The sequence below is a fragment of the Luteimonas sp. gir genome, assembly GCF_037198055.1.
GTDB classification, from domain to species: domain Bacteria; phylum Pseudomonadota; class Gammaproteobacteria; order Xanthomonadales; family Xanthomonadaceae; genus Luteimonas; species Luteimonas citri_A.
On the sequence record NZ_JBBAXQ010000010.1, the window covers coordinates 99,358 to 118,823 of the forward strand.

Below are 19,466 nucleotides of genomic sequence, written 5' to 3' on the forward strand. Positions count from 1 at the left end.
TCCCTCCTTTTCGTCTCATCGCCGCCGCCAATGAGCCTGCATCCCGTTCTGCATTCCGTCACCGAGCGCATCCGCAAGCGCAGCGCCGCGTCGCGTCGCGCGTATCTGGACGGCATCGCGCGCATGCGCGACGACGGTCCGCTGCGCGGTCGCCTGAGCTGCGCCAACCTCGCCCACGGCTTTGCAGGGTGCGGACCGACCGACAAGCTGCGCCTGCGCAACGAGCCGACGCCGAACCTGGGCATCATCACCGCCTACAACGACATGCTCTCGGCGCATCAGCCCTACGAGCCGTATCCGGAGTTCATCCGCCAGACCGCGCGCGCGCTCGGCGCGACCGCGCAGGTCGCCGGCGGCGTGCCGGCGATGTGCGACGGTGTGACCCAGGGCCGCGCCGGCATGGAACTGTCGCTGTTCTCGCGCGACGTGATCGCCCAAGCGACCGCGATCGGCCTGTCGCACGACATGTTCGACGCCAGCCTGTACTTAGGCATCTGCGACAAGATCGTGCCGGGCCTGCTGATCGGCGCCCTCGCCTACGGGCACCTGCCCGCGGTGTTCGTGCCCGGCGGGCCGATGACGCCCGGCGTGCCGAACAAGACCAAGGCCGAGGTGCGCGAGCGCTACGCGGCCGGAGAGGCCACGCGCGCCGAGCTGCTGGAGGTCGAGGCGCAGTCCTACCACTCGCCCGGCACCTGCACCTTCTACGGCACCGCGAACTCCAACCAGACCCTGCTCGAGGCGATGGGCGTGCAGTTGCCGAGCGCGGCCTTCATCAACCCGGGCACGCCACTGCGCGAAGCGTTCACCCGCGAAGCGGTCGCACGTGCGCTGGCGATCACCGCGCTGGGCGAGGACTACCGACCGCTGGGCGAACTGATCGACGAGCGCGCCATCGTCAACGCGATCGCGATGCTGATGGCCACCGGCGGCTCGACCAACCACACGATCCACTGGATCGCGGTCGCGCGCGCGGCCGGCATCGTGCTGACCTGGGACGACATGGACGCGCTCTCGCAGGTGGTGCCGCTGCTGGCGCGGGTCTATCCCAACGGCGAGGCGGACGTGAACCGCTACCACGCCGCCGGCGGCAACGCCTTCGTGTTCCGCGAACTGCTCGACGCCGGGCTGATGCACGACGACATCCCGACCGTCGTTGCCGGCGGTATGCGCGCCTACTGCGACGACCCCAAGGTCGACGGTGACCGCGTGGTGTACACGCCGGGCATCGCCACCAGCGCGGACGATGCGGTGCTGCGCCCGGTCTCGGCGCCATTCGAGGCCCAGGGCGGGCTGCGGCTGCTGCGCGGCAACCTCGGGCGCGCGCTGATCAAGCTCTCGGCGGTCAAGCCGGAGTTCCGCACGATCGAGGCGCCGGCCGTCGTCGTCGATGCCCCGCAGGCGCTCAACCGCCTGCATGCGGCCGGCGCGCTGCCGCGCGATTTCGTTGCGGTCGTGCGCTACCAGGGGCCGAAGGCCAACGGCATGCCCGAACTGCATTCGCTCGCACCGCTGCTGGGGATGCTGCAGAACCAGGGCCGCCGGGTGGCGCTGGTCACCGACGGCCGCCTGTCGGGCGCGTCGGGCAAGATTCCCGCGGCGATCCACGTCACCCCCGAAGCCGCGCGGGGCGGCCCGCTGGCCTACCTGCGCGAGGGCGACATCGTGCGCCTGGACGGCGAGGCCGGCATTCTCGAAGCGCTGGTCGATGCCGACGAGTGGCAGCGCCGCGAGGCCGCACCCGACACCGCACCCGCGCCGACCGACTTCGGTCGCAACCTGTTCGCCTTCAACCGCGCCAACGTCTCCCCGGCCGACCAGGGCGCCCTGTCGATCTCCTGCGGACCGCCGACGATCCAGGGCGCGGTGTGGGACTACGACGCCGAGTACGATCTGGGCGCCGACGGTGCCGCCGCCGATGCGCCGCATGCCGAAAAGGACAACTGACCTCATGCCTCACGCTTCCCCGATGTCCGACCGCCAGCAGCGTGCCGCCGAGCTGCTGCGGGCTGCCGGCGTGCTGCCGGTGATCACCGTCGATACGCTCGACCAGGCCCGCGCACTCGCCGACGCCCTGCTCGAAGGCGGCCTGACCACGTTGGAACTGACCCTGCGCACGCCGATCGCGATCGACGCCCTGGCCATGCTCAAGCGCGAGCGTCCGGAGATCGTCATCGGCGCCGGTACCGTGCTCAACGCCGAGAACATCCGCGCCTCGATCGATGCCGGCGCCGATTTCCTCGTCACCCCGGGCACGACCCCGCGCCTGGCCGAGGCCCTGGCGCAGGCCGCAGTGCCGGCGGTGCCGGGTGCCGCCACCCCGACCGAGTTTCTCGCCCTGCGCGACCTGGGTTTCCGCAACTGCAAACTGTTCCCGGCCAACGCCGTCGGCGGCCTGGCGATGCTCAAGGGCCTCGCAGGCCCGGTGCAGGACATGCGCTTCTGCCCGACCGGCGGTATTTCCGCTGCCAACGCCGCCGAGTTCCTGGCGCAGCCGAACGTGCTGTGCGTGGGCGGCTCGTGGATGCTCGACAAGGCCTGGCTGGCCGCCGGCGACTACGCGCGCGTGCGTGAGGCCTCTGCGCAGGCCGCGGCGATCGTGCGTGAGGCGCGTACCGCCTGAGTGGCGTTGGATGACGGTGGCGCCCTAACAGGGCCCATCGTCGATCTCGGCCATCCGGACCGGCTGGGCCGTCGGCGCCGTCAGTTGCAACCGCGCAGCGAGCGCGGGCGACAGGTGCAGACGACCGTCGTGGTCCTGCACCGCGATACAGCGCAGCCCCATGTCGTGCGCCACACGCACCATGCGTTCGGGACCGGCCACCATCAACGCCGTCGCCGCGATGTCCGCCATGACCGGGTCGCGCGCGAGCACGCTGGCTGCTGCGCTGGCGCGCTGCGGGCGGCCGTCGCGCGGATCGACGATGTGCCCCTGCGCCGTGCCATCGCGATGGCGCTCGTAATCGCCCGACGACGCCAGGGCCTCGCCGTCTTGTAACGCCAGCGTGCCGAGCATGCCGTCCGCCGCCCGAATGCCGACCGGCCACGGCTTGCCGTCGTCGTCTCCGACGGCAAGCACGAAGCCGCCGATGTAGACCAGCGCATCGTCGATGCCATGGCGCGCCAGGATCCGCTGCACCTGCAACGCGGCATAGCCCTCGGCCATCGCGTTGAGATCGAGGGCCACTGCAGGATTTCGGCTGCGCACGCGCCCCGTGTCGGTCACCTCGATATCGGCCATGCTCGGCCGCTGGGCCAGCAGCGCCTGGAGCTGCGCGGCATCGGGCGCTGCGGTGCGTACCGGGTAGTCGCTGGTGTGGAATCCCCAGGCCCCGATCAAGCGGCCGGCGGCCGGATCGAACAGGCCGCCGCTGCGCGTATAGCCAACCAGGGCCAGCCGGATCATCTCCAGCAGATCCGGCTCGGGCCGCACGCTGCGGCCCGCAGCAAGCGCTTGGTTGAGTTGCGTGAGCGCGCTCGGCTCCCAGGCGTGCCAGCGCCGATGGTCCTCGGCAAGCACCCCGCCGATCTCCGCGAGTGCCGCCTCGGCCCGTTCGCGGTCGGCGGCAACCACATCGACCCGGGCGCGCGAGCCGAACACCAGGTACTCGGCCTGCATGCGCACCGCAGGGCGCAACCCCAGCACCGCAGCGCCTGCGAGCACGGTCAGCAGCACCAGTGCGAGGGCCGCACGCCACCGGTCGGGTTGGACGCGCGTCGTTGCCGGATCACGCATCGGCCGCTACCGCAGCGCGTCGCGCGCAAGCGCATCGAGCACGGTCTGCAGCACGACCGCTGCATTGTCGGTCTCGAGCGCCAATGGATCGGCCACCACGGTGCCATCGGGGCGATGCAGGTGCGCGCGCGTGGCGACATCGGGATGCGCGACCGGCGCGGTATCGAGCCGCCAGCTGCGCCCATCCAGATGCCACTCCACTGCCCAGTCGTGGGCCCAAGCGATGCGCGCCACGACGTTCAGGCCGCCGGGCCCGACGAACGACACGCCGTCGGGATGCACCTGGACCGACGCGAACGCTTCGGGCACCGACACTTCGGCGAGCAAGGCCGACAAACCACTGTCGTCGTCCGCGCCGCTCGGCGCTTCGGCGCGCGGATGGCGACATCGCCAATCGATGCGCGTGCGCAGCGCCACCTCCGCACGCTCGAGCACGATGACCGACAGCCAGCTGTCGTAGGCCGGATGCTCGGGTAGCCGTCCCGCCCGCAGCGCGGCCAGCAACGCATCGGCGTCGGCCTCGCCGGTGCTGGCAAGCAGGCCCTTGCGGGTCTCGCGCAGTGCGTACATGCGCCGGGACAGCTCGGCCAGTTCCAGTGCAGTGTCCGGTGCCATACCGGTGAAGAACGGGTCCATCGCGTCAGGCCTCACATGCCATGGTCCAGGTGCATGCCGCCATCGAGCCGCACCAGGTCGGGGGTGATCTCGGCGAACGCCAGTACCCGGCCGCCATGCGCGCGGGCAAAGACCTCGGCGGCCTCGCGCTGAGCGAAGCTGGCCAGGGTGGGCCCCATGCTGCCGGTCAGATCGGCGCCGGCGACGAACCAGGCGCTGTCCAGCGCGATCCAATGCCCTTTGGGCGCGTCCCAGTCAGCGGCACCCATGTCCTGGGTGTAGGCACCGGCGACTGCGCGCACCTGCTCGGGCGCCAGGTATAGCGACAGCAGTTCGATCGTGTCGCAGAACCAGGCAACGCCGCCATCGGCATAGCGGATCTGCCCCTTCGGGCCGGGATAATCGGCAAGCAGCATGCCGTCGAGCTCGCAGGACGCATCGGCCGTCGGATCGCTTGCGCCGCCGACGGTTGCCGGCGCACATGCGGCCAGGGTCAGGCCCAGCGCGAGCAGCGCGGGGGTCCAGTACGAACGAAGGGTCATCGGAATCTCCACAGAGCAAGGCCGAGCGGCGCGAGGATCCAGGCCAGCATCGCGCCGCACAGCAGGATGGGGTCGTTCCAGTGCTGCGGCAGCAGCGTGCCGAGCCCGAAGGCGCCACGCAGCGCGTCGTTGCCGTAGAGGTTGAGCACGCGGAACACGTCGGCGGGGTTGAGCAACAAAACGTAAGGCGCCCAGGCCGAGGCACCGCGGCCCGCGGTCGCGACCAGCACACCGAGCAGTGCGAGATCGAACACCAGCACAAAGCCGAACCAGGTCGCGATCGCCGCGCCCGATGCCCGCGCGCGTTCGCGCGCCAGCGTCGAGATCAAGACCGCCAGGCTCAGGAATGCGAGACCCAGCAACGCTGTGCTGCCGACAAAGCCCAGATACATCCGCACGCCCGCGCCATCGAGGCGGCCCAGCAGTGGCAGCAGCGCGGCGCCGAAACCGCCCAGCGTGGCCAGCGACAGCGCGCCGGCCAGGCCCAGGTATTTACCGACCAGGATCTCGGCACGGGTGAGCGGCATCGACAGCATCAGATCGAGCGTGCCGCGCTCGCGCTCGCCCACGATTGCGTCGAATCCCAGCAGCAGCGCGATCAGCGGCACCAGATAGATCGCAAGACTGGTGAGGCTGGCCACCGTCACCGCGATGCCGCGAAAGCCCACCTCCCCGCCCTGCGCGCCGCCGAAGTACGCAATCAGCAGCGCGAACGCCGCGAACACCACCGCGACGGCAACCACCCAGCGGTTACGGACCCGATCGCGGAATTCCTTGCCCGCCACTGCAAGCGTGGGGCGCCATTGCCAATCCAGTCTCATGCCGCCTCCGCGTCGCGCTGATGGCGCAAGTAGATGTCCTCGAGCGTCGGCTCCTGCAGCGCAAAGCCGGCCAGCAGCTCGCCCTGCCCGGCCAATGCGGCGAGCAGCGCCGGCTTGCGTGCCTGCGCGACGGCACAATGCAGACTGCCGTCTTTGTCCGGGCGCGCATCGAAGCCTGCGGCGGCAAGCACGGCGACCATGGGGGCGTGATCGCCGCGAACCTCGATGTGCGCCTGCGCGGGCAACTGCGCGGCAGCAGACAGTCTCGCAACGGTGCCCTCGGCCACCAAGCGCCCGTTGGCGAGAATCGCCAGGCCGTCGAGCCGCGACTCGATCTCGGCCAGCAGGTGCGAATTGATCAGCACGGTCGCGCCGTCGGCGCGCAGCTGCATCAAGGTGTCGTAGAAGCCGTGGATGGCCACCGGATCCAGTCCATTGGTGGGCTCATCGAGAAACAGCAATCGCGGCGCGCCGAGCAACGCCTGGGCAAAACCCAGACGTTGGCGCATTCCCTTGGAGTAGCCGCGCACACTGCGATCGGCAGCCGCGCCCAGCCCGACCCGCTCGAGCAGCGGTGCGCACTGCGCCGGATCGGTCGACTTGAGCCGGGCGAAGAAGCGCAATGTCTCCAGTCCGCTGAGGTTGTCGTACAACGCCACGTTCTCGGGCAGATAGCCGATCGTGCGACGCAGCGCGCGGAACCCGGCCCCGCTGACGTCGCGGCCATCGATGCGCAGACGACCGGCGCTGGGCGCGACGATCCCCAGCATCATCTTCATCAACGTGCTCTTGCCTGCGCCGTTGTGGCCGACCAGACCGTAGATCCGGCCGGCGCCGATCTGCAGGTCCACTCGATCCACCGCCAGAACCGCGCCATAGCGCCGGCTTACCGCTTCGATTTCGATCATGGTGCCTCTCCGCGCGTGCGCGCATCGCGTTCGAGCCAGCGCCGCCACTCGGGATGGTGGGGCCGGATGGCCGGGCGCGCGTCGACGATGGTCGGTGTGCGCAGCACCGGAAACTGGCGCGAAACGAGCTTGAGCGTGCGCAGCGCCGGACTGCTGTCGAGCAGCCGTACAAAGGGATAGCGCGAGACCAGCCGATCGACCGCGTCGCTCGCCTCGAAGGCGGTGTCGCCGTAGCCATCGCCGCCCTGATCCCAGCCCAGGTAGTCGCTCCAGTAATTGCCCTCGCCCTGGCCCCACTGCACATCGCGCGATGCGACATAGCGCACCTGTTCGCCATTGCCGATGAAGTCGTTGCCATCGACCTCGTTGCGGTAGGACCCCGCCCACAGGTGCACCCCGACTTGGTTGCCGAGGACGAGGTTGCCGCGCAGCACGTTGTACTCGGCGTCGTAGACGAACAGGCCACGGCCGTTACCGGCCATGACATTGCCTTCCACGCGCGAGTCCTGAATCGTCCGCAGCATGATGCCGTGATCGGCATTGTCCCAAGTGCGGTTGCCGCGCACTTCCAGCTCGCGCACCTCCATCAGCGCCAACCCGCCCTGGTTGCGATAGCTGTCGTTGTCGCGCCAGAGGTTGCGGTAGGAATTCATGTAGTGGCTGCCGTAACGCAGGTTGTGCAGCCGGTTGCCGATGAACTGGGCATCGTGCGAGACGTCGACGTAGATGCCGTCGCGCGCGAACGCAATGCGATTGCGCAGGATCTGCGCATGCTGGCTGTTGTAGAGCTGGATGCCATTGCCGCGCTGCGACGACAGCTTGTGGCGCATGCCGGTGATGCGGTTGCCCTCGATCACCACCCGATCGGCCTTCTCGATCCACAGACCGAACAGCACATTGGCGAAATCGCAGTCCCGCACAACCGCGTCGTGCGCGCCAGGCTGCAGGTAGACGCCGGCATGTTGCGCGCCCAGATCGTCGCCGCTGTCGCGCACGATCAGCCCTTCGATGCGCACGCCCGGCGATACCACCCGGATCACGTCGCCCTGGCCACCACCGCTGATCGACGGCCGGCCAAGGCCGCGCAGCGTCAGCGGCCGATCGATCCGCAACGTCTCGTGGTAGCGGCCGCGCGCGATCTCGATCGTGTCGCCGGGCTGCGCGGCCGCGATGGCATCGGCGATACGCTCGCCCGGGACCACGCGCAGCGTCGCCGCTTGCAAGGACGCCGCGCCCAACAGCAACCACGGCAGCAGCGCCAATGCCGGTCTCATTCGATCACCTCGATCGGAATGAAATGACCGTCGCGGCCGATCGGCGTCAGCGGCAGCCCGGCACGCTCGCGGCGCTTGCGCTCCTTGGCCAGCGGCGGACAGGCATGGTCGTCGTGGTAGAGCACCATGCAATCCAGGCACTGCATGCATTCGCTCGGGTCGATCCGCCCCTGCGGATCGATCGCCTGCGAACCGCAGCCCACTGCGCAGGCCTTGCAGGTGGTGCAGTCGGACTTGCGCCGCAGGCCGATCATGCGCCACCGCGACGGAATCGCCAACGCCGCTCCCAGCGGGCACAGATACTTGCAGAACGGGCGCTCGATGAACATCGAAGCGACCAGCAGCACGACCCAGAACAGCAGGAACGGCCAACTGCGGGTCCAGGCATAGACCAGGAACGTGCTCTTGAACGGCTCGACCTCGGCCAGTCGCTCGGCCAGCGCCATCGAGTGGAACGAAGCGGCCACCAGCACCGCCAGCACGACGTACTTGAGCCAGCGCAGTCGGTGGTGCCAGCGTGCGGGCAGCGCGAACTGCCAACGCCGCAGTCCCAGTCGACCGGCCGTCTTGTGCAGCAGCTCGCTCAGCGAGCCATACGGGCACAGCCAGCCACAGAACACGCCGCGTCCCCAGATCACGATGGTGATGGCGATGAAGATCCAGAACAGGAAGATCAGCGGATCGCTGAGGAACAGATCCCAGCGCCAGCCCTCGACCACGGTGTGGATCAGCGTCAGTACCTGGACCACCGAGGGCTGCGCCATCTGCCCGAATCCCACGAACAGCAGCGCGGCCAGCCAGACCGCGATATGCGGCCACAGGACCCAGCGCTTGTCGGTGCGACGCGCGCGTGCAGCCCAGACCCGATGGGTGGCGTAGAACGCGGACGTGAACAGCAGCAGCGCGACGAATGCGGCGATCTCCCACCGCTTCGCACGCCAGATCTTTTTCCAGGCGGGCTCCGGTGTGTCGATCGTCGGCCGTCCGCCTTCCAGGTAGCGCCCCGGCAACCAGTACTCGGCATCGAAGTTGGCAAACGCGTCGCTGCCGTCGAGCTTGGCCAGGAACGTCAACTGCCAGGGATAGGCAGCCGAAAAGCCGCCACCATGCAGCACGAAGATGCCCGACTCGCGGTACGCCGGCGCGCCGGCAGCCTGGACCGCGTAGAGATTGCGATAGTCGCTGTCGCGGAATGTGTACAGATCGGGGGACTGCGACACCTGGATGCGGTCGTAGATGCCGCCGCGCACGAACGCCGAGCCCTTGAACGAACTGGCACCGTTGCCGATCACGAAGATCGCATGGTCGTCCGGACCCAGCTCGTCCATCAGCCGGCGCCATCCCGTCTCGCCGAGCACGCTGATGCCCACCGCGGGCGCATTGAGGTAGCCGAACCACAGGTCGATGAACGGCTCGCCGCGATCGTCGGCGCCGACCTGCGCCGGCGTGACGACCAGGTGCTGCACGCTGCCTTCGGCGACCAGGCTTACCCAGTCGCGCGGCGCCGTGTCCTCGATGAAGCGTGCCCGTGGACGTGCCACCGCCTCGATCAATCCGACCTGGCGGGCGACCGCGTAGCTGCCACGGCTGATCATCTGGTTTTCGGCGATGACCGTGACCGTCGCACCGCTGATCGCCTTCATCGCGATATGGTCGCCCTCGGCGCGACCGAGCTCGTAGCGTGCGCCCGGTGGGGTGCCGGTGTACTGGGCGATGTAGCTGTCCAGTCGCGACTCGGGGATGCCGGCCAGGAGGATCGGCTCGCTGTGCTTGAGGATGCGCGCACCGGCAATACGGCCTTCGGCGTCCATGCCCACCAGGGTCACGATCGGCTTGCCGGAGTACCCGACCACATCCGGTGCCACATCGGTGGACAAGAACACATAGCCGACGGTCCGTTCGCCGTCGGCCTCGTCGCGCACGCCGCGGACGAAGGCCGGATTGCCCTCGCGCAACGAGAACCGCTGCGCGTCGGGCAACACGCTCGCGCACGGCGCGTGCCGGCACAGATCGGGATCAACGAACAGCGCCTGGGCCAGCTCGGCCTCGTAGGACGAGCCCGCGTGTGCGACACCGGCGACGACCACCCACAGCCCCAGTACGAGCCAGGCCAATCGCCTGGCGCAGGCATGCCGCCTGCGTTGCGTCGCCATCGCGTCGCCCTCCTTCAGTCTGCCGCGCTACTGCGCCTTCGACACCATGTGGTCGACCGCAGACTTGACCTCTTCGTCCGACAGCGCCGGATTGCCGCCGCGCGCAGGCATCGCACCGCTCTCGCCGACAAAGCCCTCGAGTGCGTGCTGATACAGCGTATCGGTGCCCTTGGCGATGCGCGGCGCCCAGTCCTCCTGGTTGCCGACCACGGGCGCGCCCATGCCAGGGGTGGCGTGACAGAGCGCGCAGGCCTTCTGGAACACCTCTGCGCCCGGACCATCGGCAGCAGGCGCCGCAGCCGGCGCAGCCGCAACGTCGGGCGAGGCCGGTGCGGGTGCAGGGGATGCCTCAGCATTGGCCGGTGCAGGCGCCGCCGAGTCGGTGGTTGCAGTCCGATCGCCGCCGCAGGCGGCCAACGCGAAGCCTAGGATGGCGCAGACAGTGAGGCGTGACGACGACAGACGCATTGCTTTCTCCAGAAACGATTGGGCGATGTACGCGCCACATCGGGGCTGCGGACATCGAGCAAGAGATTGGCGTCCTCACACCCGATTCACCTTGATCTGGATCAGGGAAAAGTGAATAGGCCGTTCATAGACTCCGTCGCGCATATCCCCGATGCCCACAGGAGGCGTCATGACAAGCAGCGAAGACGTAATGAACAGTCCCGGGAGACGTAAGTTTCTCGGCACCACAGCGCTGGCCGGGCTCGCAGGCACCGGCCTGAGCTTGATCGGCTGCGCAAAGGACGGCGCACCGGCCGCCGGTACCGCGACGTCGGGCACAGCCGCTTCGGCCGACAGTCCCCACGGCCGGTACGAAGTTCCTCCCGGCAAGCTGGACGAGTACTACGTGCTCTCGTCGGGCGGCCATTCGGGCGAGATGCGCATCTACGGGTGCCCGTCCGGGCGTACGCTCAAGCGCATTCCGGTGTTCAACATCGACCCCATGGTCGGCTGGGGCATCACCAACGAATCGCGCGCGATCATGGGAACGCGACCCGATGGCCAGCTCAAGTACTGGACCGGCGATACGCACCACGTGCACGGGTCGTACGCCGACGGGACCTACGACGGCAAGTACTTCTGGGTCAACGACAAGCTGCACAGCCGCATTGCCCGCATCCGCGGCGATACCTTCGAGGTCGACCGCATCACCGAACTGCCGAATGTGCAGGGCCACCACGGCATCTTCACCGACAAGCGCGATCCGGTGGACGCTTCGGTCAATCACACCACCCGGGTGTTCGCCGGTGCCGAGTTCCACATCCCGCTGCCCAACGACGGCCGCGACATGGATGCCCCCGACAAGTACGGCTGCCTGTTCTCGTGTGTCGATGCCGAGACGATGGACGTGCGCTGGCAGTGCCGGGTCGACGGCAACATGGATCTGGTGGCCACGTCCTACGACGGCAAGTATGCCGCGTCGAACCAGTACAACACTGAAGGCGGGATCCACTACGAGGACATGATGTCCGCCGAACACGACGCCTGCGTGTTCTTCGACGTCGCACGGATCGAGGCGGCGGTCGCCGAAGGTCGCTTCACCACCATCGGCGAATCCAAGGTGCCCGTGGTCGATGGGCGCAAGGCGGCCAATGCGGACCCGAAGACGGCACTGACCTGCTACGTCCCGGTCCCGAAGAACCCGCACGGCGTGAACGCAAGCCCGGACGGCAAGTACTTCGTGTGCTCGGGCAAGCTCTCGCCGACCTGCTCGGTGATCGACCTGTCGAAGGTCGAACAGTGGTTCGCCGGCAGCCTGGCCAACGCGCGCGATGCGGTGATCGCCGAGCCCAACGTCGGCCTCGGTCCGCTGCACACCGCTTTCGACGGCCGCGGCAACGCCTACACCACGCTGTTTCTCGACAGCAAGATCGTCAAGTGGAATGTCGATGCGGCCATTGCCCAGTTCGCAGGCGATACCAACGCCAAGGTGATCGTCGACAGCGTCGATGTGCACTATCAGCCGGGCCACGGCTACACCTCGATGGGCGAAACGAAGAACGCCGACGGCAAGTACTTCAACTCCGGCAACAAGTTCTCCAAGGACCGCTTCCTGCCGGTCGGGCCGCTGCATGTGGAAACCGAACAGCTGATCGACATCTCGGGCGACAAGATGGTGCTGATCCACGACCACACCGCCTACCCCGAGCCGCACGATGCGCTGCTGGTCCATGCCTCGGTGATCAAGACGCGGCAGATCTACGACATCGATGATTTCCCCAACGCGGTGAAGACCGAAGCCGATGTCGGCATCGAACGCAACGGCAACAAGGTGCATGTGCGGATGAATTCGCGTGCACCGGCCTTCGCGCTGCGCGAGTTCACGGTCAAAAAAGGCGACGAGGTCACGCTCACCCTGACCAACCTCGACAAGGTGGAAGACCTGACCCACGGCTTTGGCATCCCGCGCTACAACATCAACTTCATCGTCAATCCGCAGGAAACCAAATCGGTGACGTTCATCGCCGACAAGCCCGGCGTGTACTGGTGTTACTGCACGCACTTCTGCCATGCGCTGCACTTGGAAATGCGTTCGCGCATGATCGTCGAGGGCTGATCACCCGCCGGGCGAGCCCGACGCCCCCGCCCTGGCGGGGGCGTTTTGCGTGGTGGCCCGGAAAAACAATGCACGCGCACCTCAACGATTGCGCCGCGCAATGCCGCTGCGTTGACCAAGATCATGGCGACACGCATCACCGAGGCAGAAGGTGCGCATACCCCACACGAAGATACTGACATGACGCCTCGCACACTCCATCGCCGCGCACTGCCGCTGCTGCTCGCCACCCTGCCCCTGGCCGCCGTCGCCGCCGACGCGCCTGGCCCGTCCCTTGACCTGCGCTATCGCTACGAGCACGTCGAACAGGACGGCCTGGCGCGCGATGCCGATGCGCACACGTTGCGCGCGCGCGTGGGCTATCTGACACCGCAATGGCACGGCTGGTCGGCGCTCGGCGAAATCGATGGCGTCGCCCACCTGGGATCGGACCGCTTCAACGACACCCGCAACGGCGAGCGCGCGTACCCCGTGGTCGCCGATCCCGATGGCGCCGCGGTCAACCAGGCCCTCGTGCGCTGGGCCTTCGGCGGCGGCAGTGCCACCTTCGGCCGGCAGCGCATCAACCTGGGCAACCAGCGCTTTGTCGGCGGCGTCGGCTGGCGCCAGAACGAGCAGACCTACGACGCCGTCCGGCTGCAGCTCGCGCCCCTCGACCGGCTCACATTCGACTACACGGTCATCGGCCGCATCCACACCGTGTTCGGCCCCGATGACGGCCGCTTTGCCACGCGCGCCAACCCCGCGAAGATCGGCGGCCGCAGCCATCTGCTGCAGGCGGGCCTGCGCATCGCGCCGGCGCTGTCGGCGACGGCCTACCACTACCGCCTCGATCTGGACGGCATCGCAGTGTCGGCGACCGCGCCGCTCGACACCCTGTCCAGCCACACCACCGGCCTGCGTCTGGAAGGCGCGTCCGGCGCCTGGCGCTACGCGGCCGAAGTCGCGCGCCAGCGCGATCTGGGCGACAACCCCTGGGACCTCGACAGCCGCTATGCACTCGGCGAGCTGGGCTACCAATGGCGCGGCACGATGTTCAAGGCCGGCTACGAATCGCTCGGCGGCGGCGACGGCAGCGGCAACCGCGCCTTCCAGACCCCGCTGGCGACCAAGCATGCCTTCCAGGGCTGGGCGGATGTATTCCTGACCACACCCGCCGCCGGCGTGGTCGACCGCTACGTCGGCGCGACCGTCCCGCTGGGCGGCGGCAGCCTGCAGGCCTGGTACCACGACTTCTCGCCCGAACGCGGCGGTGGCGACTACGGCAACGAGGTCGATCTGTCCTACGCGCACGCGATTCCCGGCGTGAAGGGCCTCAACGGCCTGCTCAAGCTGGCGCGCTATCGCAGCGACGATGCCACGCGGACCGCCGATACCGACAAGCTGTGGGTGCAGGTGCAGTACACGTACTGAGGCGTTGAGGCCCGTGCGCGGCGGTAGGACCGCCGCGCAGGCAGTGGCATCAACCCAGCGTTGTCTTGAGCGAGTCGGCGGTCGCGCGGTCGATCACGCCGGCCGCCACGGCATCGTCGATCGCCGAGGCTGCCGCCTCGGCCCATTTGCCGCCGTACCCGGCAAGGTGGTCGACCCACATCTCCAGACGTCCATCGCGCGCGAGCAGACCGATCATCTCGGCACGATACGCCGGGTCGTCGTTGCGGATGAGGTTGTTGGCCAGCGCCAGTTCGAAACTCGGGCTGGCGCCGTCGCGCTCGTAATCGGCCCGTGCGTTCTCGCGCTGTTGCGCAGCGTCGCCGAACAGCTCCGGCGACGCCGCCTTCGCCAGTTCGAAGGCCTGCGGGTAGTTGGCTTCGAGATAATCGCGCAGCATCGCGTCGCGGTCAGAGGGCGAGGTGGGCAAAGCCGACTGGATGCCGAACAGATCCCAGGCGAAGTTGGGATTGCTTCGCGCCAGGGCGTCGGCGAAGCCCTGCACCTGATCGGAGGGAATCCCCGCCGCGGTCGCGAGGTCTGCGAAGGCGGCAAGATGGCCCGGCGATTCCGCGATCTCGGGATGCGCAGCGATCAACGCCTGGAATTCTTTCGCATCGAGGCCGAGGTCGGCGGCCACTTCGTGGGCCTTCTCGCCGGCGAACAGCATCTGCTCGATCACGTCGGGCGCGACACCGGCAGCCTCCAGGTAACCGCGCAGCTCCTCGCGTGTCTGGTGCTTGTCGATGGCATCGCCGATGAAGCCGCCAAGGGTCGAGATCACGGTGCCGATCGCGTTGACCAGCACACCGGGCACTTGCCCGCCTGGAAATGCGGACACCGCACTGCCCATCACACTGAACGCATCGCCGATCGCGGCGATCGCAAAGCCGACATTGTGGTTTTCACCGGCCTTCTGCGCGTTGAGCACCATCGAGGTCGCGCTGGCGACCACGCCCAGCGCGGGCGCCAAGCGTGTGGCGAAGGCCGCAAAGCGTGCCGCGTCATCGCCGTACTGCGCCAACCGGCCCGCGTCAGCAAAGTGCTTGGTCGCGCCGGCCAACAGGTTGAGACCGCTCTCGCCTGCCGATGCGAAGCCCTGCACCGCTTCGAGGTATTGGCCGTCCGATCCGTTCTCGGCAGCCTTGACTGCGCCGATGACCACACCCGCTGCCGACAATGCGCGCTGGAACGGCGAGGCGTCTGCGAAGCCATCGGCCAGCTTCTTGAGCGCGTCGAAGTTGCCGTCGCCGGCCTGCTCGAGCAGGCGGAAGCCCTCGACGAAGCTGTCGACGCCCCCCTTGAGGTTCTTGAACAGCGAGTGCGCGTCCTTGAACGGCTCGAACAGCGCCTTGAGTTCGGCAATCGCGGCGTCGAGGTCGCCTTCGTGCTTGCCGACGATCTCGACTGCGGCGGCGCTCGAGATCCGCTCGAACAACTCGCCCTGCAAGGTCTCGGCGTGCGCGGCGAACGCCTCTCCCAGCGCCGATGTCGGCGCAGCCCCGATCTCGCTCAGCAGTTCGAGTGCCATCTCGCCATGGCCCGAATCGGCCAGCCGGCCGAGCATGTCGACCACCTGCTGGGCGACCGCGGGATCGCGGATCGCGCTATCGAGCAACGCGTCGCGATGCTGCTCCACGTACTGCGCCAGTGCGTTGCCCGCCTCGATCTCGGCCGCGTAGACCTCGGCATGGCCCTCGGCGCTACGGAACGCCTCGATGAAATCGGCCTGCTGCTCCGGCGTCAGTGGCCCGGCTCGTAGCAGGAACGTGTTGAGTTCCTCATCGAGCTTGTCGACCGCCTTTTTGGCGTCGTCGTAATCCTTGCCCAGCGACTCGAGCGTCGTCGCCGCGTCGCTGCTCGCCTGGGTACGCCCGACGTTGTCGATGCCCAGCCTGCCCGCGACATCCGCCCAGCCGGCGTTGTCGGCAGCAGCATGCCGAATGCCGCCCTCGCTGAGCACACCACGTTCGACCGCGACGCCGAGCGCATGCGTCATGGCCTCGCGCGCGGCATCGCCATCGGCACCGCCGAATGCGTACGCGCCACCGGCATCGCGGCTGTAGAGCCCGTGCAGGGGCGCAACGACCGACGCGAGCAGATCGGCATCGTCCGCCAGCCGGACCAGTTCGGCGAGGTAGGCAGGCTCGGTCGCGTGCGTGCGGGCCAGCTCCGATAGCTGATAGGGCCCGCTGATCGCACCGGTGTCGAGACCGGCCGCCGCGAAATCATCCTGCGCCCGCTGGCGCTGCTGCGCCTCGATCCGCGCGATGTCCATCGGCGGCAACGCGGGGCCCGCGGTGGACGCCGCGGACGTCGTCCCGCCCGACGTCGCCTGGTACGCCTCGCGAACATCAGCCGGCGCGCGCATGTCGACGGCCGACGCCACCGCGTCCTGTCCGAAGACATCGTGCAGGCGCGTCAGATTGCCGGCATCGAGCCGGGTCACCAGTTCGTTCAGCAGCCCCTGCCGCTCACTGGCCGGCAGCGCCTGTACGTCGCTGCGCAGCGTATCGATCGCGGCGGCGTCCATGCCGGCGACAGCGGCATTGGCGGCGTCGCGGGACGCGCCCTGCAGTGTATCGACAGCTGGCGGCGGATCGAAGGGACGGTGGGCCGAGACCTGGGCATTCATGGCGAACTCCGCGAGACGGACGCCCGGGTCTGGAGCGAATGCCGGGCCTGGAACCCGGACGGTAGCAACCGTGGGCCCGCCGCTCCACTGGGGACGACCCTAGCAGCTCGTTTGGGCAGGCCCGTGCCCCCACCCGGCGCCGGAGGCGCCGACCTCCCCCGCCCTGCGGGGGAGGTAGCGGCTCGGTAGCACTGCCCCCTCCCCCGCACCGCGGGGGAGGGCTGGGGTGGGGGCGCTGTTCGTCACGTCACTCAGTCCAGCGTGCGTTCCGGCAGTCCAATGTCGCTGCGCCCTCCCCCGCATCGCGGGGAGGGCTGGGGTGGGGGCGCTGTTCGCCGCATCGCTCAGTCCAACGTGCGTTCCGGCAGGTCCAGCGTCACTGCCCCCTCCCCCGCACCGCGGGGGAGGGCTGGGGTGGGGGCGCTGTTCGCCGCGTCGCTCAGTCCAACGTGCGTTCCGGCAGGTCCAGCGTCGCTGCGCCCTCCCCCGCATCGCGGGGGAGGGCTGGGGTGGGGGCGCAGTTCGCCGCGTCGCTCAGTCCAGCGTGCGTTCCGGCAGGTCCAGCGTCGCCGTCTCGGCGATGTCTGCCGCCGACTGCCCGAGCGCCACGCGGTAGCGGCCGGCGGGAATGCGCCAGTTCCGCGTGGCCGGGTCGTAGTCGGCGAACAGGCGCGGCGCCAGCGCCACCTCGATGCGGCGCGACTCGCCTGGCTGCAGCTCGAGCTTGTCCCAGCCGGCCAGTCGCAGCGGCGTCGCATGGCCTTCGGGCAGGTGCACATACAACTGCGGCACCGCCGCACCGGCGCGCGCGCCGGTGTTGCGGACCTCGAAGCGCGCGGTCAGACGATCGCCGTCGGCATGCACGGTCAAGGCCGACAGCGCGAACTGGGTATACGACAGGCCGTAGCCGAACGCGTAGCGCGGCGTCAGATCCTTGGCCGCGAACCAGCGGTAGCCGACGTTCGCACCTTCGATGTCGTAATCGATCGTGTCTTCGGGCTTCTGCGGCGGATTGAACCCCAGCCCGGGCACGTGCGGCCGTGGCAGTTGCGCGACATCGACCGGCCAGGTGACCGGCAGGCGCCCGGACGGATTGGCCGCGCCGGTCAGCAGGCGCGCGATCGCCTCGCCGCCGCGGATGCCGGGGTACCACGCCTGCAGGATCGCCGGCACGCGCTCAGCCCATGGCAGCTCGACCGGGCCATTGGTCTGCAGCACCACCACCGTCCGCGGATTGGCTGCAGCAACGGCCTCGACCAGCGCGTCCTGGCCATCGGGCAGGTGCATGTCCGGCAGGTCCACCGACTCGGCCGACCACTGGGTCGCGAACACGATCGCCACATCGGCCTCGCGCGCCAGCCGCGCCGCGGCGGCGCGGTCGCTGCCGTCGGCGTAGTCGACGCGCGCCTGCGGTGCCGCCTCGCGCAAGGCCGACAACGGCGAGGACGGCTGGAACATCACCGGCCCGGGCCAGGTGGTCGGCTTCACGCCCGGCACCGCGTTGGGCCCGCGCGAAGTCCAGCCGACCATCGACGAGCCTCCGCCGGCGATCACGCCGCGGTCGGCATGGCCGCCGATCACCGCGATCCGGCGCACATCGGCGCCGAGCGGCAGCAGCTCGCCCACATTGCGCAGCAACACGGCGCCCTCTTCGGCGGTGCGCTGCGCGACCGCAAAGCCCGCCGCGTCGAGTTCGGCGTCGGGCGGCTGGCGCTGCGGCGGATGGTCGAACGCGCCGACCGCGATCAGGCTGCGCAGGATGCGATGGGCCATGTCATCGACCCGCGCCTGCGGCACAACCCCGGCATCGACGGCCATGCGCAGCGGGCGGTCGAAGTACACCGCCTTATCGAACACCTCGCCCGCCGACTGCTGGTCCAGCCCGGCGAGCGCCGCCTTCGACGCGCTGTGCACGCCGCCCCAGTCCGACATCACATAGCCGGGGTACTTCCAGTCGCGCTTGAGCACGTTGTTGAGCAGTTCGTCGTGCTCGCAGCCATAGACGCCATTGATGCGGTTGTAGCTGCACATCACCGAGCCCGGCTCGCCGATCTCCAGCGCGATGCGGAACGCGAGCAGGTCGGATTCGTGCATCGCGCGATCGCCGATCTGCGCACTGTGGAAGTTGCGATGCGTCTCCATGTCGTTGAGTGCGTAGTGCTTCATCGTCGAGAGGACGTGCTGCGACTGCACGCCGCGGATCGACTCGCCGACCAGTGTGCCGGCCAGCAGCGGATCCTCGCCCGCGTACTCGAAGTTGCGCCCGTTGCGTGGATCGCGCTGCAGGTTGACGCTGCCGGCCAGCAGCACATTGAAGCCCTGCCGCCACGCTTCGCGGCCCATCGTCTGGCCACCCAGGAATGCGACCTCGCGGCTCCAGGTCGATGCGGTCGCCGGGCCCGACGGCATCGCAGTGGCATGGTCGCCTTCGCGCGCACCACCCGGGTTGGTGACGCCCAGGCCCGCATCGACGAGCCCCTGGGACGGGATGCCCAGGCGCGGAATCGGGGCCACATAGCCGGCTGCGGTCAGCGCCTCGGCCGGCTTGTGCTCGCCGATCGCGAAGCGGCTGCGCAGCAACTGGAACTTCTCGTCCTGGGTCATCGCCGCAACCAGCAGCGCGGCGCGCGCATCCGGCGACTTGTCCGGATCCATCCATGGCATCGCGGCCGTTGCGTCTTGCGCGGTCAGCGCCGGGCCGGGAACGGCAATGGCCAGCGCGCACAGCAACGCGCGGCCGAGTCTGGTGGTGGTCATCCCGCCGATGTCTCCTCGTGTGATGTCAGCG

14 protein-coding genes are annotated in these 19,466 nt (G+C 68.9%); 4 read left to right on the top strand and 10 right to left on the bottom strand.

Going from position 1 to position 19,466, the window contains the following annotated elements:
• Positions 1-30 precede the first annotated feature (30 nt).
• Complete coding sequence (gene edd / locus WAF18_RS13100; RefSeq protein ID WP_337245503.1) at positions 31-1,947, top strand: phosphogluconate dehydratase; 1,917 nt, start codon at positions 31-33, stop codon at positions 1,945-1,947.
• A gap of 22 nt (positions 1,948-1,969) precedes the next feature.
• A complete protein-coding gene (gene eda / locus WAF18_RS13105; protein WP_337245537.1) occupies positions 1,970-2,623 on the top strand; it encodes a bifunctional 4-hydroxy-2-oxoglutarate aldolase/2-dehydro-3-deoxy-phosphogluconate aldolase in 654 nt (217 codons plus the stop codon).
• Positions 2,624-2,647: 24 nt separating this feature from the next.
• Here the strand turns inward: eda and WAF18_RS13110 are convergent, their stop codons facing one another.
• Genes WAF18_RS13110 through WAF18_RS13145 form a run of 8 tightly spaced genes read right to left on the bottom strand, consistent with a single transcriptional unit; the run spans position 2,648 to position 10,517 of the window.
• Positions 2,648-3,736 (bottom strand): FAD:protein FMN transferase, encoded by a 1,089-nt coding sequence (locus tag WAF18_RS13110; RefSeq protein WP_337245504.1) that lies wholly within the window; start codon positions 3,734-3,736, stop codon positions 2,648-2,650.
• Between the two features lie 6 nt (positions 3,737-3,742).
• Positions 3,743-4,372, bottom strand: a complete 630-nt coding sequence (locus WAF18_RS13115) for a hypothetical protein (RefSeq protein WP_337245505.1) — start codon at positions 4,370-4,372, stop codon at positions 3,743-3,745.
• Between the two features lie 11 nt (positions 4,373-4,383).
• Positions 4,384-4,893, bottom strand: a complete 510-nt coding sequence (locus WAF18_RS13120) for a nitrous oxide reductase accessory protein NosL (RefSeq protein ID WP_337245506.1) — start codon at positions 4,891-4,893, stop codon at positions 4,384-4,386.
• On the bottom strand, positions 4,890-5,714 hold the full coding sequence (locus WAF18_RS13125) for an ABC transporter permease subunit (protein ID WP_337245507.1): 825 nt from the start codon (positions 5,712-5,714) through the stop codon (positions 4,890-4,892). The genes WAF18_RS13120 and WAF18_RS13125 overlap by 4 nt, the downstream gene beginning before the upstream one ends.
• Complete coding sequence (locus tag WAF18_RS13130; RefSeq protein ID WP_337245508.1) at positions 5,711-6,622, bottom strand: ABC transporter ATP-binding protein; 912 nt, start codon at positions 6,620-6,622, stop codon at positions 5,711-5,713. The genes WAF18_RS13125 and WAF18_RS13130 overlap by 4 nt, the downstream gene beginning before the upstream one ends.
• A complete protein-coding gene (locus WAF18_RS13135) occupies positions 6,619-7,896 on the bottom strand; it encodes a nitrous oxide reductase family maturation protein NosD (protein WP_337245509.1) in 1,278 nt (425 codons plus the stop codon). The genes WAF18_RS13130 and WAF18_RS13135 overlap by 4 nt, the downstream gene beginning before the upstream one ends.
• The gene (locus WAF18_RS13140) at positions 7,893-10,049 is read right to left on the bottom strand and encodes a 4Fe-4S binding protein (RefSeq protein ID WP_337245510.1); all 2,157 of its coding nucleotides are present in this window, start codon (positions 10,047-10,049) and stop codon (positions 7,893-7,895) included. The genes WAF18_RS13135 and WAF18_RS13140 overlap by 4 nt, the downstream gene beginning before the upstream one ends.
• Positions 10,050-10,076: 27 nt before the next feature.
• The gene (locus tag WAF18_RS13145) at positions 10,077-10,517 is read right to left on the bottom strand and encodes a c-type cytochrome (RefSeq protein WP_337245511.1); all 441 of its coding nucleotides are present in this window, start codon (positions 10,515-10,517) and stop codon (positions 10,077-10,079) included.
• Positions 10,518-10,686: 169 nt separating this feature from the next.
• On the opposite strand from WAF18_RS13145, the gene nosZ reads away from it, so the two are divergent.
• Positions 10,687-12,612 (top strand): TAT-dependent nitrous-oxide reductase, encoded by a 1,926-nt coding sequence (gene nosZ / locus WAF18_RS13150; RefSeq protein WP_337245512.1) that lies wholly within the window; start codon positions 10,687-10,689, stop codon positions 12,610-12,612.
• 180 nt (positions 12,613-12,792) lie between these two features.
• A complete protein-coding gene (locus WAF18_RS13155; RefSeq protein ID WP_337245513.1) occupies positions 12,793-14,025 on the top strand; it encodes a hypothetical protein in 1,233 nt (410 codons plus the stop codon).
• A gap of 49 nt (positions 14,026-14,074) precedes the next feature.
• Here WAF18_RS13155 and WAF18_RS13160 read toward each other — a convergent pair whose 3' ends face one another.
• Positions 14,075-16,678, bottom strand: a complete 2,604-nt coding sequence (locus WAF18_RS13160) for a hypothetical protein (protein ID WP_337245514.1) — start codon at positions 16,676-16,678, stop codon at positions 14,075-14,077.
• Positions 16,679-17,212: 534 nt separating this feature from the next.
• A complete protein-coding gene (locus WAF18_RS13165) occupies positions 17,213-19,342 on the bottom strand; it encodes a glycoside hydrolase family 3 C-terminal domain-containing protein (RefSeq protein ID WP_337245538.1) in 2,130 nt (709 codons plus the stop codon).
• Positions 19,343-19,466: the final 124 nt, after the last annotated feature.

Excerpts from the sequence above, each read along its gene's own strand:
- WAF18_RS13125 (WP_337245507.1), bottom strand. The coding sequence starts at position 5,714 with ATGAGACTGGATTGGCAATGGCGCCCCACGCTTGCAGTGGCGGGCAAG.
- WAF18_RS13165 (WP_337245538.1), bottom strand. The coding sequence starts at position 19,342 with ATGCCATGGATGGATCCGGACAAGTCGCCGGATGCGCGCGCCGCGCTG.
- WAF18_RS13110 (WP_337245504.1), bottom strand. The coding sequence starts at position 3,736 with ATGCGTGATCCGGCAACGACGCGCGTCCAACCCGACCGGTGGCGTGCG.
- WAF18_RS13160 (WP_337245514.1), bottom strand. The coding sequence starts at position 16,678 with ATGAATGCCCAGGTCTCGGCCCACCGTCCCTTCGATCCGCCGCCAGCT.
- WAF18_RS13115 (WP_337245505.1), bottom strand. The coding sequence starts at position 4,372 with ATGGACCCGTTCTTCACCGGTATGGCACCGGACACTGCACTGGAACTG.
- nosZ (WP_337245512.1), top strand. The coding sequence starts at position 10,687 with ATGACAAGCAGCGAAGACGTAATGAACAGTCCCGGGAGACGTAAGTTT.
- WAF18_RS13135 (WP_337245509.1), bottom strand. The coding sequence starts at position 7,896 with ATGAGACCGGCATTGGCGCTGCTGCCGTGGTTGCTGTTGGGCGCGGCG.
- WAF18_RS13145 (WP_337245511.1), bottom strand. The coding sequence starts at position 10,517 with ATGCGTCTGTCGTCGTCACGCCTCACTGTCTGCGCCATCCTAGGCTTC.
- WAF18_RS13140 (WP_337245510.1), bottom strand. The coding sequence starts at position 10,049 with ATGGCGACGCAACGCAGGCGGCATGCCTGCGCCAGGCGATTGGCCTGG.
- WAF18_RS13155 (WP_337245513.1), top strand. The coding sequence starts at position 12,793 with ATGACGCCTCGCACACTCCATCGCCGCGCACTGCCGCTGCTGCTCGCC.
- edd (WP_337245503.1), top strand. The coding sequence starts at position 31 with ATGAGCCTGCATCCCGTTCTGCATTCCGTCACCGAGCGCATCCGCAAG.
- WAF18_RS13130 (WP_337245508.1), bottom strand. The coding sequence starts at position 6,622 with ATGATCGAAATCGAAGCGGTAAGCCGGCGCTATGGCGCGGTTCTGGCG.
- WAF18_RS13120 (WP_337245506.1), bottom strand. The coding sequence starts at position 4,893 with ATGACCCTTCGTTCGTACTGGACCCCCGCGCTGCTCGCGCTGGGCCTG.
- eda (WP_337245537.1), top strand. The coding sequence starts at position 1,970 with ATGTCCGACCGCCAGCAGCGTGCCGCCGAGCTGCTGCGGGCTGCCGGC.